The following is a 15,692-nucleotide window of genomic DNA, read 5'->3' as shown; positions in this document are numbered from 1 at the left end:
ATGTCTATTAAAGATAATTATCAATTGGCAAAAAAAGAGTATGAAAAGTGGGGAGTTAATGTAGACGAGGCACTAGAAAAATTAAAAAGTGTTCCTATCTCTATCCATTGTTGGCAAGGTGATGACGTAGGTGGGTTTGAGGTGAACCAGCAAGAACTTTCTGGTGGAATTGATGTAACCGGTAATTACCCAGGAAAAGCTACAACACCAGAAGAATTAAGAAGTGATCTCGAAATAGCTTTATCACTAATCCCTGGGAAACATCGTGTTAATTTACATGCAATTTATGCAGAAACAGATGGCGAAGTAGTGGAACGTGATGAATTAAAGCCAAAGCACTTCGAAAAATGGGTTAACTGGGCGAAGGAACAAGGGATAGGTTTAGACTTTAATCCGACTTTATTTTCACACGCTAAGGCAGATGATGGTTTAACTTTGGCACATCCTGATAAAGATATTCGTGATTTCTGGATTAGACACTGTATTGCTAGTCGTGAAATTGCTGCGTTTTTTGGGAAAGAGTTGGGATCGCCGGCACTTACAAACATTTGGATACCAGATGGATATAAAGATATTCCAAGTGATCGATTAACACCAAGACAAAGATTGAAGAATTCATTAGATGAAATCTTCCAGGTGGAAATAGATGAAAAGTATAATATAGATGCTGTCGAAAGTAAGCTATTTGGAATTGGTTCTGAAGCATATGTGGTTGGCTCACATGAGTTTTATATGGGATATGCTTTAAAGAACAACAAACTTTGCTTACTAGATACTGGTCACTACCATCCAACAGAGATGGTTTCTAATAAAATCTCAGCGATGTTACTCTACAGTGAAAAGCTAGCTTTACATGTTTCTCGACCAGTAAGATGGGATAGTGATCATGTAGTTATTTTAGACGATGAATTAAAAGAAATTGGTCTAGAGATTGTACGTAATGATGCATTAGACAAAGTGATGATTGGATTAGACTTTTTTGATGCGAGTATTAACCGTGTTGCAGCCTGGACAATAGGAACTCGTAACATGATCAAGTCATTATTGTATGCATTACTAGTTCCAAATGAACATTTAAAACAATTACAAGAAGAGGGCAATTTTACGGAACGTTTAGCGATAATGGAAGAATTTAAAACGTATCCATTTGGAGCTATCTGGGACTATTATTGTGAAAAGATGGGAGTACCAGTAAAAGAATCTTGGCTTAAAGATGTAAAATCATACGAAAAAGAAATACTCTCTACAAGAGATTAAATTACAGACAAAAAAACTAATGGAAATTTCCATTAGTTTTTTTGTCTAGTAATATATTTGTCAACATTTAGTCACAAAAACAAAAATAAACAGAATAATAATCTTTGTTTTTGTTTACTAATGATGGAATGGAGAATAAAATAAAAGTATAAACAACATGTTCACTAATGAACAATATTTTTGTGAATTAATGAGCAAATTATAATGGAGGCGAATAGTATGAGTAGAGTATTGTATGTACCAAGCACTAACTTAATGGGGAGAGGTTGTTTAGAGGATGTTGCGCCATTCATTGAGGAGCTAGGGTTTCAAAGAGCATTAGTTGTAACGGATAAGTTTTTAAATAAAAGTGGGATTGTTCAAAGGGTATTGGACCAATTAGATAAGGCTAACGTTGAATACATCGTTTATGACGAGGTAAAACCAAATCCTACGATTAACAATGTGCAGACAGGTGTATCTGTATTTAAAGAACATTCATGTGACTTTATTGTATCCGTTGGCGGAGGCTCTCCACAGGACGCAGCGAAGGGTATTGGATTAGTTGTTACAAATGGAGGGAACGTTAGAGATTTTGAAGGTGTAGGAAAAACAAAACATAAATCAGTTCCAATCGTAGCTGTAAATACAACAGCAGGAACATCTGCTGAATATACAATTAACTATGTTATTACAGATGAAGAAAGAAAAGTAAAAATGGTAATGGTAGATAAGAACAGCTTAGTAACTATTTCTGTTAATGATCCAGCGCTAATGATTAATAAACCAGCAGATTTGACTGCTGCAACTGGGATGGATGCTCTAACACATGCGATTGAAGCAATTGTTACTCCGGGTGCATTTCCAGTGACTGATGCAACTGCTCTAGCAGCTGTAGAGATTATCTTTAATTATCTACCACGTGCTGTGCGGGATGGAAAAGACTTGGAAGCGAGAGAGCAAATGGTTTATGTGATGTTCTTAGGCGGTGTTGCTTTCAATAATGCTGGACTTGGCTATGTGCATGCAATGGCACATCAACTAGGTGGTGTCTATGACCTACCGCATGGAGTTTGTAATGCAATGCTATTACCGATAGTGGAAAGGGAAAATGCTAGACGAGATCCATCTAAGTTCCGTGCCATTGCAAAAGCAGCAGGTATTAATGTAGCTGATAAAACGAATGAACAATGTGCAAATAAGGTAATCGAAGCAATTCAGCAATTATCAAAAGAAGTTGGCATTCCAAGTAAGTTATCTGAAATCGGTGTGGATAATGTGGACATTGACAAATTGGCTGAATTTGCGATGAAAGATGCTTGTGCACCAGGTAATCCTTTCCAACCAACAAAAGCAGAAGTAATTAGCATGTTTAACGAAATCCTTTAGACACAATATAGACAAACACAAAAACAAACAAATATTATATTGTTTGTTTTTGTTTATTTGATTTTGTTTTTTGGTAAAATAAAGGTAGGAAAACAAATAATAATAAAAATAATCCGTGTGGAAGGATGTTTATAGATGAAAATTATACAAGAATTAGAACAAGATCAGTTAGTTGTCAATGCGCCTTTCGTGCAAGAAATGATGGAAACGACTTATAACATGTGGAGACTAGGTTGGGATGAACGTAATGGAGGAAATATTAGTTATATTCTAAAGGAAGACGAAGTAATTGGTTATGTAAATCCAGAACGTGTTTTACGTACGATTAGCTTAGACTTCCCTGTAGTAGAGTTAGCAAATAAATACTTCATCGTTACAGGCTCTGGAAAGTATTTCAAAAACGTAAAAAGTAATCCTGCTGAGTGTTTAGGGATCCTTAAAGTAACTAATGATGGAGATGCAGTGGAGTTACTTTGGGGTCTTACTGGTGACGGTAAACCAACAAGTGAACTTCCATCTCATTTTATAAGTCATATTGCGAGACTACGTCAAGACGAAAAACATCGTGTTATTATGCATACACACGCAACAAATATAATTGCCATGACATTTACACATGAATTAGATGAGAAAAGCTTTAGTAAAACGCTATGGAAGATGTGTACAGAATGTATTGTCGTCTTTCCAGAGGGGATTAGATTATTACCATGGATGGTACCTGGTACAAACGAAATTGGGAAAGCTACTGCAGAAAAAATGGAAGATGCTAGATTGGTAATTTGGCCGTTCCATGGTATATTTGGGGCCGGTGAATCAATTGATGAAACGTTTGGATTAATTGAAACAGCTGAAAAGGCTGCACAAGTATATATGTTAGCAAGTGCTCATCGTGGTGGAATTAGTCAAGATATAACAGATCAACAGTTAGCAGACTTAGCAAAAGCGTTTAATGTAGAACCAAATAAAAATTATTTGTAACTATCTGAGAAGTGAGAGGAAGAAACTCTTGCTTCTTTTTATATGGTTCTTTACGTAAACTTTGTTGTTTTTTAATTGCATAGTGGAGATAAAATCACTAGTAACTTATTAGAACCTTTGAATGTGTGCTTGAACTCGTTCCGGCAGAATACTCCGCTTTCCGTGGGCACGGCCTCAAGCCTTCCCTTGACGCAAAGAACGCTCTTCCGGGATCTTCGCCTCGTGCTGTTCCACAGGACAAGAAATGCTACGGAAGCGATACATCGCACGAAGAAAATCGGGTTATATTTTCGAGGAGTCTCCGTATTCTGCCTACACTTATGATAGATTTTCTAACGCTAAGAACAGTAATAACTAATTATCATAGGATTCTTAATTCTAAAGCAAATATCAACTATTATATTGTTACTTTTTGCTCTGATTAACTATCGTAGAAAAATGGATTGAATTACGCATTATAATACATTGATATTACAATCATATGCACTGAGCGGAGGAAATTCACGTAGACTCCTGTGGGAAAGCGAAGACGTTGAGACCCCACAGGGAGCGTTCTTTGCGACCGAGGAGGCTCAGCGCGAGCCCACGGAAAGCGTAGTGAATTTCCGCAGCGGCAACTAATTTCTTACTGCAGAGTCTATAGAAATTGTGTCAAAAGCAACTATGGTTATGAACATAGGCTTTTATTTTATCCTTAGCTAGAATTTAAGTCAGTGGTATGTAAAATGAAAAATGCATATATCCAAAGTGAAAATAATATATATAAAAGTAAATAAAGTTAAAAAAAGATATTCAAAAATAAAACAAAGTGTGTTATTCTTTGTTTATCAAAACATAAGGGGAGGAAATGGATTTGGTACAAAACAAGTGGGATCACAAAGGGGATTTTGAAAGCGGTTTATCCGAACTGGTATATCGTTCTAACCTAATAGGATCAGATCGATCAGTAGCAAATTGGGGTGGCGGTAATACATCAACAAAAACAATGGAAAAAGATTTTCGAGGTCAAGATGTAGAAGTAATGTATGTGAAAGGTAGCGGATCTGATCTAGCTACTATGAAGGCAAAGAACTTTACAGGACTTAAAATGGAAGATATTCGACCATTGTTAGAACGGGAAGATATGTCTGATGAAGAAATGGTAGCATACTTAGCTCATTGCATGATTGATGCGAAACATCCTCGTTCGTCAATTGAAACTTTGCTACATGCATTTTTACCATTTAAACAGGTAGATCATACACATCCAGACGCAATTATCAGCATTGCATGTGCAGATAACGGCAAAGAGATTGCAAAGGAAATCTATGGTGATCGTTTTGTCTGGGTTCCATACATTCGTCCAGGGTTCAAGCTTTCTAAGATGATAGCAGAAGGTGTACAACAAAATCCAAATGCTGAGCTTGTTATTATGGAGAAACATGGTTTAGTTACTTGGGGAGAAACTTCAGAAGAAAGCTACAACAAAACGATCTCTATTATTCAAGAAGCAGAAGATTATATAAACGCAAAAGCTGAAGGAGAAACATTATTTGGTGGAGAAAAGTATCAAGCTCTTTCCTCAGAAGATAGAAAAGAGATTTTTGCAAAAGTATTACCTATCGTTCGTGGTCAAGTGAGTAAAGAAAAGAAAATGATAGTCACTTATGATGATAGTGAAACTGTTTTGAATTTTGTAAACAGCCAAGATGCAAAAGAACTATCTCAGATCGGTGCTGCTTGTCCAGATCACCTAGTACACACAAAACGTGTTCCGCTTTTTATTGATTGGGATCCTAACAGTAAAGATGTGGACAGCTTAATGGAAAGTGTTAAAGAAGGTATAGCTGCTTTTAAAGAGGAGTATGTAGCTTATTTTGAACGTAATAAAACGGAAGGAGATAGCATTTCTGAAACTGCGCCACGTGTTGTGTTAATACCAGGACTAGGCATGATCAATACGGGGAAAAACTGGACAGCTGCAAACGTTAGTGAATCCTTGTATCATCGAGCTATATCAGTAATGAGCGGTTCTACTGTTCTAGGTAACTTTGTATCTCTTAATGAAAATGAATCCTATCATGTGGAATATTGGCCTTTAGAGCTTTATAAGTTAAGCCTTGCTCCACCTGAGGCTGATTTCTCTCGTCAAGTAGCATTCGTTACGGGTGGTGCAGGTGGTATTGGTAGTGCTACTTGTATTCGTCTCGTTCAAGATGGGGCACATGTCGTAGTTGCGGATATCAATCTAGAAGGTGCCGAAGAGCTTGCTAAAGAAATTAATGAGCGTTTTGGTGACAATCGTGCTGTTGCATTAAAAATGGACGTAACGAAAGAGGAAGAAGTAATCCAAGCAATCCAAAAGACAGTGTTAACATACGGTGGATTAGATATTGTGGTTAACAACGCTGGTTTAGCTAGTTCAAGCCCTTTTGAAGAAACAACACTTGATAAGTGGAATTTAAATATTGGGGTATTAGTTACTGGTTATTTCCTTGTTGCTCGAGAAGCATTCAAATTGATGAAAGAGCAAGAAGCTGGTGGGAATATGGTGTTTGTTGGATCTAAAAATTCTATCTATGCAGGCAAGAATGCAGCAGCATATAGCACAGCGAAGGCAGCTGAAGTACACCTTGCTCGTACGATTGCCGCTGATGGTGGTCAATATGGAATCCGTGTTAACTCTGTCTTACCAGATGCTGTTATTCGTGGTTCGAAGATATGGGATTCTGAATGGAAAGAAGAAAGAGCTTCTTCTTATGGAATTGGTACAGAAGATTTAGAAGCGCACTACCGTAAGAGAACAATTTTAAATGTAAATATTCTGCCTCAAGACATCGCAGAATCTATTGCCTTCTTAGCTTCATCCAAATCTGCTAAGACAACTGGATGTATGGTCACAGTTGATGGAGGGGTAGCAGCCGCGTTTACTAGATAAATTGACTAACTAGTACTGGGTGAGAAGTTGCTAAACTTCTTATCCAGTATTAAAATATAGTCAAATTGAATCGGTACTTGAACTTTATATTTCTATTTTTAAATTATCAGTTTGAGTAAACTTCAAAGATAGTAAACAACGAAAGTAGGGGACGAAGTGCTTGTTGCAGAGAGACAACAAAAAATTGTTGAACTAGTGAATGACCGAAAAAGTGTACGGGTAACGGAATTAAGTAAAAGATTCTCTGTCACAGAGGAAACGATACGCCGAGACTTGGAAAAACTAGAAAAAGAAAAGAAACTAGCCAGAAGTCATGGTGGAGCGGTTAGTATAACGCCAAGTAATGATATAGAACTGCCTTATACCGAACGGGAAATAACAAATGTAAATGAAAAGAAAGAAATAGCACTTGAGGCAGTTAAGCAAGTTGTAGAAAACGACAAAATTATTTTGGATGCAAGTACTACAGCATGGTATATGGCAAAAGCCTTACCGAATATGCCGATAACAGTACTGACTAATTCAATTAAAGTTGCAATGGAATTAAGCACAAAGAAAAACATAGCTGTGATCTCAACTGGTGGAAGTTTACTAGCTGGATCTTTATCATATGTTGGACCGTTGGCAGAATCTGCATTAGATTCTTACCATGTTAATAAAGCTTTTATTTCTTGCAAAGGATTACATTTAGAACGTGGGATAAGTGAATCCGATGAGCAGCAAGCGAGGATAAAAAGAAAGATGATGGATATTGCGGATAGTGTCTACATCATGATTGACCATAGTAAATTTGGTGCCCAAGCCTTCTCTCGATTGGGTGGCATTGATCTGATTGATCATATCATTACCGATAGCGGTATTGATACAAATACAGTTCAACAAATAGTGGAAAAGTCTCTTAACTTAATGAAGGTCTAACAAGACGAAGCCGTTGTTATACAGATAAATAGAACCGTATAATAGCGGTTTTTCTTTTTACAATGCTCTTCTTGCATATTTGTTGTTTGCGGGCTGTCATAATTGAGCCTAATTCGTCTTAACAATAACACGTATTTTGCACTATTTAATTTGATTAGTACAACCCGACGCTGTGAATCTGGATGAGAAGAACAATCTAACAAAGTGAAAAAGAGAGTATTAGAAACGTGCGGATTGGTTTATATATACAATCCGGTTTGATGTATTTTCAAAATGATAGTATATCGGTAGCAATTAAAAGTTTCAAAATAGAGCCTTACACAAAACTAATGGAGCATGATTTGGGGAGGAGAAATAATGAAGGTATCCTTGTTTATTACATGCCTTGGGGATGTTTTTTATGTTAATGCAGGGAAAGCAACCGTCGAACTATTAGAGCGGTTTGGGTGTGAGGTTGATTTCCCGGAAACACAAACATGTTGCGGACAACCAACCTACAATAGTGGTTACCATAAAAATACAAAAGCAGCAGCACGGAACATGATTCAAACGTTTGAACATTCAGAGTATGTTGTTAGTCCATCCGGTTCTTGTGCTTACATGTTTCATGAATATGAAGCATTGTTTGGAGATGAACCAGAGTGGCAAGTGAAAGCAAAAGCATTAAAAGAAAAGACGTATGAATTAACACAGTTTTTAACGGAAGTTTTAAATATAGAAGATACAGGCGCTGAGTTCCATGCTAAAGCGACTTATCATACATCTTGTCATATGACTAGATTATTGGGAGTAAAGGAAGCGCCTCTCAAACTATTAAGCCATGTCAAAGGATTAGAGATGGTAGAGTTACCAAATCGACATGATTGTTGCGGATTTGGTGGAACATTTTCTATAAAAATGCCGAAAATATCGGAACAAATGGTTGATGAGAAGGTAGAGCATATAGAAGAGACAGAAGCTGATATTTTGATTGGGGCAGATGGTGGTTGCTTGATGAATATAGGTGGAAGAATCAGTCGGAAAAATAAACCTGTTAAGGTGATGCATATAGCTGAAATTTTAAACAGTCGAGGTGAAGCTTAATGCCAATGCACATCGGGGAAAAACAGTTTGAGAATCGTGTTGATAAGGGACTGAACGATGGTTTTATGCGTGGAGCGGTAAGGTCAGCCCAAGGGAGATTACAGACAAACCGCGCCAATGCTGCAGAGGAGTTAGGAGACTGGGAAGAGTGGCGTAGCCTAGGGCAAGAAATTCGGAATCACACAATGGAAAATCTTGATTATTACCTCCATCAGTTAAGTGAAAAGGTTGCCGAACTAGGTGGGCATGTTTACTTTGCGAAAACTGCTGAAGACGCAAATTATTATGTCAGTGAAGTGATTGCCAAAAAAGGTGCGAAAAAGATAGCGAAGTCAAAATCAATGGTGACGGAAGAGATTGCCTTAAACGATATTTTGGAGGAAAAGGGTTGTGAAGTAGTCGAGACAGACTTAGGAGAATATATCCTTCAAATCGATGATCATGATCCACCATCCCATATTGTTGCTCCTGCGCTTCACAAAAATAAGGAACAAATCCGAGATGTTTTCAAGGAAAAACTAGGCTATACGAACACTGAAAAACCAGAAGAGCTCACTTTATTTGCCAGAGAACAGTTGCGTAAAGAATTTCTTGCAGCCGATGTGGGTATTACAGGTTGTAATTTTGCAATTGCAGAATCTGGCTCTTTCGCACTTGTAACAAATGAAGGTAATGCTCGAATGGTAACCACATTACCTAAAACACAAATTACGGTGATGGGGATGGAGCGTATTGTTCCAACATGGGAAGAGCTAGATGTATTGGTAAGTCTATTAACAAGAGCAGCAGTAGGTCAAAAACTAACAAGCTATGTTACGGCTTTGACTGGTCCAAGAGCAATTGGTGAGATCGATGGACCAGAAGAATTCCATCTAGTAATTGTCGATAATGGCCGCTCCAAAATTTTAGGTACAGAATTTCAAGAAGCACTTCACTGTATTAGATGTGCGGCATGTATTAATGTCTGCCCAGTTTATCGTCATGTAGGTGGTCATGCTTACGGTTCTATTTATCCTGGACCAATTGGTGCTGTGCTAACGCCATTATTAGGTGGCTATGATGACTATAAAGAACTGCCTTATGCTTCTTCTTTATGTGGTGCATGTACGGAGGTTTGTCCAGTTAAAATTCCATTACATGAACACTTGATCCAGCATCGGAGGAACATTGTGGAAGAGGAAAAGAAATCAGGATTTGGTGAACGGGCTGCTATGAGAGGGTTTGAAGCAGTTGCCGGTTCCTCCAAATTATTTAACATGGCCACTAAATCTGCTCCATTTCTTGTTACACCATTTGAGAAAAATGGTTCGATTTCTAATGGACCAGGTCCTGTAAAATCATGGACAGATATTCGGGAGTTCCCTGTCCCTCAAAAAGAAAGATTTAGAGATTGGTTTAAAAATAGAGGGGAAGGAGGAAGGGAGCATGCCAAAAGGGATCATTCAAAATCGTGACAATTTTCTTGCAAACATTGCTAATAAACTTGGGAGAGAACAGAGGACCCAAGATGTATCGCGTCCCGAATGGAAACACCAAGTACAGTGGAAAGTATTAGCTAATCATTCACAAGACGAATTAGTAGATGTAATAGAAAAGCAATGCCAGTCGATCCATACAGACTTTATTCGTACGACTGAAAGTAACTTGGAACAAGCGCTACTCAAGGTTATTCTAAATTACGGTGGTAAATCTGTGATTACTTGGGATGACCCTCGATTTGATCAATTTGGTCTTGGAAGTTTTGCCAAACGAGAAGATTTAGATGTAAGCAAATGGGATGTATCAAATGCTGAACAAAGCATCCGGGTTGCCGAACAAGCAGATATTGGCATTACATTTAGTGATATTACTTTAGCAGAGTCCGGAACAGTCGTATTATTTAGTGATAATGGTAAAGGAAGATCAGTTAGCTTGCTTCCTTCTACCTATATTGCGATCGTACCTAAGAGTACCCTCGTACCGAGAATGTCACAAGCAACTAGAGAAATTCATCAACGAGTCCAGAAGGGTGAACAGATTGCAACCTGTGTTAACTTTATTACCGGCCCAAGTAATAGTGCGGATATCGAGATGAATCTAGTTGTCGGTGTGCATGGTCCGATCAAGGCAGCTTATATTTTAGTGGAAGATAAATGAAATCCCAATATGGAATTAAAAGTATGCTCAGGGAATGTACCCCTGAGCATTTATTGTATGTTATATCTGGGAGAACTAACCAGACTACCATTTTTAAATAGAAAGAGCAGAGGTAAGCTTTTAAAGTATCTAGTTTTATTTTCTATTTCGTCTTCTTTTTCTCTTCTTCTTTATATTTGTATTTTCTTTTGGTGTGATCAAGATGAGGAAAGTGTAAGCAAAGGCTACGAACAGAAACAGATAAGATGCATTTTTATAATCATGGTCTAAAATCATTATAAAAAATGTATAAATAATTACTCCGAATGAAGTAGTTATCCCTATCGTCTTGAGTAAGGCTAACCCAATAATTAGAATCCCAACAATGCATAAGAAGGTAATCCCAACTATCTCCTTCCAGTTTGTCTTATTAATATTGTTCCTCTCCCTTTTTACACTCGTTATATGGTTCTTGGAACATTTTAGCATAATCTACCATTCTTAGTAAGAAAGAGCAGGTTGAATTCCATTGGAAATAAAGGAGGTTGATAAATAAATTCAATAATATGGAATAAACGGGTAGATTATCCTGTTATGAATTGATTTAATTTATCCATAAAGGTTTTATAATAATCAACTTCGTAGTGAAAAGGGGATAAGCCCCATTTATGGTTTGCATCTGCTGAAAATCCTGTAGGTTCAATTTTAATTAGATTAGGATAGTTATTTTCCAAAAAGTTATACATATGACGAAGCATTCCATTATTTTTAACAGCAGATTCTTGATTTTTATTATCAAAGGCCACCTTAATGTTATCTTTATTTAAATAGGTATTAACATAGAGTGATTTATGAAGAAAAATTTTCTTGTAGGGGCTTTTTTTAAGATCATCAATAAAATGTCGTGCACTATTTTCCCAACATTTTATATAGTTACTGTCTATTTTACAAATCTCCGTATTATACAGTTCCAGCAAATTTGACCGGTTTAATTCGGTTGAATTAGTTATATATTTATCTTCATATTTTTGTACCCCTAGTCTTTCATCAATCAAATCAATAATAAGGTAATCACTGTTAGTTTCTTGCAAATAACTCCGAAAATAGTTTGATAAATCATAGTAAAGGATGCGTTGTTGAAACTTAGATTTTAACTTGATTTCCTCGATATTTATATGGAATGGCATAGAGTAAAGACTAATTAACGAACATCGTGCAAAATAGTTATTTATTTTATATTCATTTTGTATAAATGAAAAGGCATCTCTAGTTACGCAGCTTCCAAATATGTCTATTGTTGGCATGAAAAATATTCCTTTCTATAACGAATTACTCTAGAATCTTTTAGTATAAGTTTATGTAATTAAAGGAAAGCCGTGTGTTTTTTTATACTAAATAATATAACCCTATAGGTATTCACCTATTTAACATACTTTGCATAAGATGTGTTAGATGTTCTTACAGAAGGGGTGTTTTTTGATGAAGGGTAACATCTTAAATTATTATGCTGGTGGGAACACGGCAAAAGGATTTTATGATTTATTTGACTCAAACTTACAGGGTCTTGAGAATATATATATTTTAAAAGGTGGACCTGGTACTGGAAAATCAAGCATGATGAAAAAGCTAGCAGATATATGGGTGAACAAAGGGTATGATGTGGAATTAATTCACTGCTCATCTGACAATAATTCGTTAGACGGTTTGATTATTCGTGCTTTGAAATTTGGTGTGTTTGATGGTACTGCCCCGCATGTACTCGAACCGAAAGCTCCAGGGGCTGTTGAACAATATGTGAACTTAGGAGTAGCTTGGGATAGAAACTTATTAAAGGAAAACCAACAAGAAATTGTTAAATTTCAGGAAGATATAGCGATGGCATTCGGTACTGCCTATCGTTTATTTGCGGAAGGTTTAAGTATTCACGATGATTTAGAAGAAATATATATTAACGAAATGAATTTTAAAAAAGCGAACGAGGTTACGAATGAACTAATTGAAAAGATATTTCTAGGAAAGCATAGTCAATCAGAAGAACCAACAACCTTTCACCGATTCTTTGGTGCTTCAACGCCTAATGGTGTAGTAGATTTCATTCCAAATATTACAGAAGACTTATCAAAACGTTACTTTATTAAGGGGCGTGCCGGCACTGGTAAGTCAACTTTACTAAAAAAAGTGGCCAATGCAGCTAAGGAACGAGGTTTTGACGTGGAGATGTATCACTGTGGTTTTGATCCGGAGAGTATGGATATGGTTGTTGTTCGTGAGTTAGGAATCTGTGTGTTTGACAGTACAGATCCTCATGAATATTTCCCGGATCGACATGGAGATGAGATTGTGGACTTATATGAAACAGCAGTAACGCCTGGAACTGATGAAAAATATGAGGCGGAAATCGATGATGTTAATAAACGTTACAAACAACGAATGAAAGAAGGAATCACTTATCTGCAAGAAGCTAAAGGTTTACATGATGAATTAGAGAAAATTTATATGAAAGCAGTCGATTTCAAAAAAATTGATGAAATATGTGATGAAATCAATAATGATATCGAGGGACTGGTAGGAAAATAATTGTTTAGGTTCCTAACTTACTAAAGTACTATATTTCATTGTGCTAACTGTTTAGAGCCTAACCCAATAGCTGACAGGGTTAGGCTCTAAGTTAGTTGAGTAATTGTAATTATAATAACACCTCAAAGTTCTTTCCCATAACTTCTCAAACGTTTGATTCATAATATCTGCAAAATTTTCATTTTGGATTGTAATAAGATGTGCTTGATTATCCTCAGCTGATTTTTCAGTAAAGTTATAGGAACCAGTCACAACAGTTTGACTGTCCGAGATAGTTAACTTTAAGTGCATTTTTTGTGACTGATTCACTTTAATTTGAATATTTTCATTCTGAAGTTTCTGGAAAATTTCTTTGCTATCCTCGTTGTCAAAAGTGTAGATGGCAACGCAAAGGTCGTTCTTGGTTTGTTTTTTGAAAAAGTCAACATACATTCGTTGAATGCATGTTGATCATAGTTAACCCTTAATGTCGATTGAATTCCCTAAATTAGGTTGAGAAGCTTTAAGCATTTCAACCATCTGATTTCCTTTTTGCTCAGTCGTATCCATAACTTTTTTAGTCATAGCTAAATCAACCTTTTGTAGAATGGATGCTTGATATTTACCTAAAGAAAAGGATACCTCCATAATTACACCTCCTTTCTTAGTTTATCGGGGGTCAATAAGAGGATGTTAATATAAATAAGAAATTTCAGTAATAAGTGTTTTATTATTGCTAAAAAAAGATAGATAATGATTTCTTATCTATCCCTTGTGTGTTTATTTTTTCATCATTCTTTCGTAAAAAGGTTTCAGCTTGTTCCGTTCATCCTCCTTAAGCATAGAGAGAACCCACTCTTTCTCCTGAATTAAAATATTCTGTAGTAGTAGTGCTGCTTTTTTATGAGTAGTTGGTGTGATGTTATTCGATATTTCCTTTATCTCTTTTAATAGATTTGGCGGTAGGGAAGACTCTAATGTTTTAAGACCAAGCTGCGCTCTATCTGGAACATAATGATGTAAAAGTACTTTTGAGAAATGGGTTAGTGCTTGATTTAGCATTGCTGCCGACCAAAGGCCATTCCCTCTAACTGCTGATTTTTTATATTGAAATAGAAACCACACAGAATCTATTGCATCTGAATAGAAATCATCTGGTGAAAGAAAAAGATTCTGTTTTTCAATGAATCGATCTAGCTTGTGTTCTGGATCATGTAAAACGTGAATAAAATCTTTCTCTTTCAATGTTTCTTCCGTGACAGTAAATAAATCAACATGTAGCATATTATCAAATATAGCGATGATTTGTGGTGCGATGATGAAAATATCATCATAAAAAAGTATTTCTCTATATGATCGAAGGTGATCGATTCTATTAGTAAGAAAGTCTTCTTTATCCTCCTTTTCTACTAGACAATAGAGATCTATATCAGAGCTCTCATCGTATTCTCCTCGTCCCATTGATCCTTTCACAAAGATAGCTTTTACGAGATTGTCTTTTTTCAGGCTAGCTGTTATTTGATCTAAAGCTTCTTCTTGTATCATAGATATTCCCCCTTTATATAAAAGTAAATATTACGCCATTATATAATAGTTTCGGTAAGGTGTTCAACAAAAAGATAAATCCCCCCTGACTTGTAAATTGTGATAAATTAAGGACAGAAAAGGGACAAGATCAGTCTTTTAACAAGAGGAGGATAAAAAGATGAACCGTAATTTGAGTACTGCTGAAGCGATTAAAAGATGGGATAGGTTTGCTGATACATACGCATCAACGCATGGTGAACATGGGGATATTCACAAGGAGGTATTTTTAAATCCTACGATTTTTTCTTTAGCTGGCCAGTTACATAATAAGAGGGTCTTGGATGCAGGTTGTGGAGAAGGGTATTTGAGTCGGAAGTTAGCGAATCTAGGTGCAACGGTCACAGCGGTTGATTATTCGTTAAGAATGATTGAAATTGCACGAGATCGAAAGAGTATGGAGCTTCCTATAGAGTACAGGCAAGGGAATTGTGAGGATTTAAACTTTATAGAAGAAAACAACTTTGATTTAATTGTATCAAATATGGTCATTCAAGATCTTGCCAACTATAAGCAAGCATTTCAAGAAATGTATCGACTATTGATTGATGGCGGAATTTTTATTTTTTCTATTTTACATCCATGCTTTGTTACCCCAAATAGTGGTTGGGAGAAAACAGCAGATGGAAATAAGCTTCACTGGAATGTTGACAATTATTTCTATGAAGGAGCATTCGAACAACCACTTGGTAATGAGGAAAAAATAGTATTGTTCCACAGGACTTTAACTAATTACATAAACAGCTTAATGGAAACAGGGTTTAGTTTAGAAAGAGTGGAAGAGCCAAAACCATCTAAGGAGATGCTCGAGAAGTATCCATCATTTGAGGAAGATCTTAGATGTCCAGATTTCATTGTGTTTAAACTAAGAAAATAGAGATAAGGGAAGGACTTTCTTTCGCATTAAATTCGGAAA

Annotated in this window: 14 protein-coding genes; 10 read left to right on the top strand and 4 right to left on the bottom strand. The window is 36.4% G+C overall.

The features are described 5' to 3' along the window. The 8 genes from rhaA to H7K77_RS05635 all read left to right on the top strand — a co-directional run bounded on the left by rhaA (position 1) and on the right by H7K77_RS05635 (position 10,657). Positions 1 to 1,257 carry an L-rhamnose isomerase gene (gene rhaA / locus H7K77_RS05670; protein ID WP_186576756.1) on the top strand — a complete coding sequence of 419 codons (1,257 nt, stop codon included), beginning with the start codon at positions 1 to 3 and terminating at the stop codon, positions 1,255 to 1,257. A gap of 219 nt (positions 1,258 to 1,476) precedes the next feature. Continuing rightward, positions 1,477 to 2,625 (top strand): iron-containing alcohol dehydrogenase, encoded by a 1,149-nt coding sequence (locus H7K77_RS05665; RefSeq protein WP_186576755.1) that lies wholly within the window; start codon positions 1,477 to 1,479, stop codon positions 2,623 to 2,625. A gap of 135 nt (positions 2,626 to 2,760) precedes the next feature. After that, complete coding sequence (rhaD, locus tag H7K77_RS05660; protein WP_186576754.1) at positions 2,761 to 3,603, top strand: rhamnulose-1-phosphate aldolase; 843 nt, start codon at positions 2,761 to 2,763, stop codon at positions 3,601 to 3,603. Between the two features lie 853 nt (positions 3,604 to 4,456). Next, a complete protein-coding gene (locus tag H7K77_RS05655) occupies positions 4,457 to 6,520 on the top strand; it encodes a bifunctional aldolase/short-chain dehydrogenase (protein WP_235988839.1) in 2,064 nt (687 codons plus the stop codon). Between the two features lie 156 nt (positions 6,521 to 6,676). Continuing rightward, positions 6,677 to 7,438, top strand: a complete 762-nt coding sequence (locus H7K77_RS05650; protein ID WP_186576752.1) for a DeoR/GlpR family DNA-binding transcription regulator — start codon at positions 6,677 to 6,679, stop codon at positions 7,436 to 7,438. Between the two features lie 357 nt (positions 7,439 to 7,795). Beyond that, entirely contained in the window at positions 7,796 to 8,521 is a 726-nt protein-coding gene (locus tag H7K77_RS05645) for a (Fe-S)-binding protein (RefSeq protein ID WP_186576751.1), read from the top strand. Next, positions 8,521 to 9,975 carry a LutB/LldF family L-lactate oxidation iron-sulfur protein gene (locus H7K77_RS05640; RefSeq protein WP_186576750.1) on the top strand — a complete coding sequence of 485 codons (1,455 nt, stop codon included), beginning with the start codon at positions 8,521 to 8,523 and terminating at the stop codon, positions 9,973 to 9,975. Before H7K77_RS05645 ends, H7K77_RS05640 begins: the two co-directional genes overlap by 1 nt. Further along, positions 9,947 to 10,657 carry a LutC/YkgG family protein gene (locus H7K77_RS05635; RefSeq protein WP_186576749.1) on the top strand — a complete coding sequence of 237 codons (711 nt, stop codon included), beginning with the start codon at positions 9,947 to 9,949 and terminating at the stop codon, positions 10,655 to 10,657. The genes H7K77_RS05640 and H7K77_RS05635 overlap by 29 nt, the downstream gene beginning before the upstream one ends. A 563-nt stretch (positions 10,658 to 11,220) precedes the next feature. On the opposite strand, the gene H7K77_RS05630 is transcribed toward H7K77_RS05635, so the two are convergent. After that, a complete protein-coding gene (locus H7K77_RS05630) occupies positions 11,221 to 11,940 on the bottom strand; it encodes a DUF6270 domain-containing protein (protein WP_186576748.1) in 720 nt (239 codons plus the stop codon). A 175-nt stretch (positions 11,941 to 12,115) separates the two neighbouring features. Here H7K77_RS05630 and H7K77_RS05625 point away from each other — a divergent pair, with 175 nt between their 5' ends. Next, positions 12,116 to 13,213, top strand: coding sequence for a PRK06851 family protein (locus tag H7K77_RS05625; protein ID WP_186576747.1), 1,098 nt, complete (start codon positions 12,116 to 12,118; stop codon positions 13,211 to 13,213). A gap of 51 nt (positions 13,214 to 13,264) precedes the next feature. Here H7K77_RS05625 and H7K77_RS05620 read toward each other — a convergent pair whose 3' ends face one another. The 3 genes from H7K77_RS05620 to H7K77_RS05610 all read right to left on the bottom strand — a co-directional run bounded on the left by H7K77_RS05620 (position 13,265) and on the right by H7K77_RS05610 (position 14,737). After that, positions 13,265 to 13,645: a phospholipase D family protein gene (locus H7K77_RS05620; RefSeq protein WP_186576746.1), complete on the bottom strand. Its 381-nt coding sequence runs from the start codon at positions 13,643 to 13,645 to the stop codon at positions 13,265 to 13,267. Positions 13,646 to 13,669: 24 nt separating this feature from the next. Beyond that, on the bottom strand, positions 13,670 to 13,840 hold the full coding sequence (locus tag H7K77_RS05615; RefSeq protein ID WP_186576745.1) for a YjfB family protein: 171 nt from the start codon (positions 13,838 to 13,840) through the stop codon (positions 13,670 to 13,672). 132 nt (positions 13,841 to 13,972) lie between these two features. Then, positions 13,973 to 14,737 carry a nucleotidyltransferase domain-containing protein gene (locus H7K77_RS05610; RefSeq protein WP_186576744.1) on the bottom strand — a complete coding sequence of 255 codons (765 nt, stop codon included), beginning with the start codon at positions 14,735 to 14,737 and terminating at the stop codon, positions 13,973 to 13,975. 160 nt (positions 14,738 to 14,897) lie between these two features. Between H7K77_RS05610 and H7K77_RS05605 the strand changes: the two genes are divergently transcribed. After that, positions 14,898 to 15,653, top strand: coding sequence for a class I SAM-dependent methyltransferase (locus tag H7K77_RS05605; protein WP_186576743.1), 756 nt, complete (start codon positions 14,898 to 14,900; stop codon positions 15,651 to 15,653). The last annotated feature ends 39 nt before the right edge of the window (positions 15,654 to 15,692 follow it).

Origin of the sequence: Aquibacillus kalidii (genome assembly GCF_014280935.1) — a bacterium.
Classification (GTDB): Bacteria; Bacillota; Bacilli; order Bacillales; family Amphibacillaceae; genus Aquibacillus_D; species Aquibacillus_D kalidii.
The sequence above is the reverse complement of the archived record's forward strand: the minus strand, read 5'-3'. Positions and strand labels throughout refer to the sequence as shown.

Excerpts from the sequence above, each read along its gene's own strand:
- H7K77_RS05635 (WP_186576749.1), top strand. The coding sequence starts at position 9,947 with ATGCCAAAAGGGATCATTCAAAATCGTGACAATTTTCTTGCAAACATT.
- H7K77_RS05620 (WP_186576746.1), bottom strand. The coding sequence starts at position 13,645 with ATGTATGTTGACTTTTTCAAAAAACAAACCAAGAACGACCTTTGCGTT.
- H7K77_RS05640 (WP_186576750.1), top strand. The coding sequence starts at position 8,521 with ATGCCAATGCACATCGGGGAAAAACAGTTTGAGAATCGTGTTGATAAG.
- H7K77_RS05615 (WP_186576745.1), bottom strand. The coding sequence starts at position 13,840 with ATGGAGGTATCCTTTTCTTTAGGTAAATATCAAGCATCCATTCTACAA.
- H7K77_RS05610 (WP_186576744.1), bottom strand. The coding sequence starts at position 14,737 with ATGATACAAGAAGAAGCTTTAGATCAAATAACAGCTAGCCTGAAAAAA.
- rhaA (WP_186576756.1), top strand. The coding sequence starts at position 1 with ATGTCTATTAAAGATAATTATCAATTGGCAAAAAAAGAGTATGAAAAG.
- H7K77_RS05665 (WP_186576755.1), top strand. The coding sequence starts at position 1,477 with ATGAGTAGAGTATTGTATGTACCAAGCACTAACTTAATGGGGAGAGGT.
- H7K77_RS05645 (WP_186576751.1), top strand. The coding sequence starts at position 7,796 with ATGAAGGTATCCTTGTTTATTACATGCCTTGGGGATGTTTTTTATGTT.
- rhaD (WP_186576754.1), top strand. The coding sequence starts at position 2,761 with ATGAAAATTATACAAGAATTAGAACAAGATCAGTTAGTTGTCAATGCG.
- H7K77_RS05630 (WP_186576748.1), bottom strand. The coding sequence starts at position 11,940 with ATGCCAACAATAGACATATTTGGAAGCTGCGTAACTAGAGATGCCTTT.
- H7K77_RS05605 (WP_186576743.1), top strand. The coding sequence starts at position 14,898 with ATGAACCGTAATTTGAGTACTGCTGAAGCGATTAAAAGATGGGATAGG.
- H7K77_RS05625 (WP_186576747.1), top strand. The coding sequence starts at position 12,116 with ATGAAGGGTAACATCTTAAATTATTATGCTGGTGGGAACACGGCAAAA.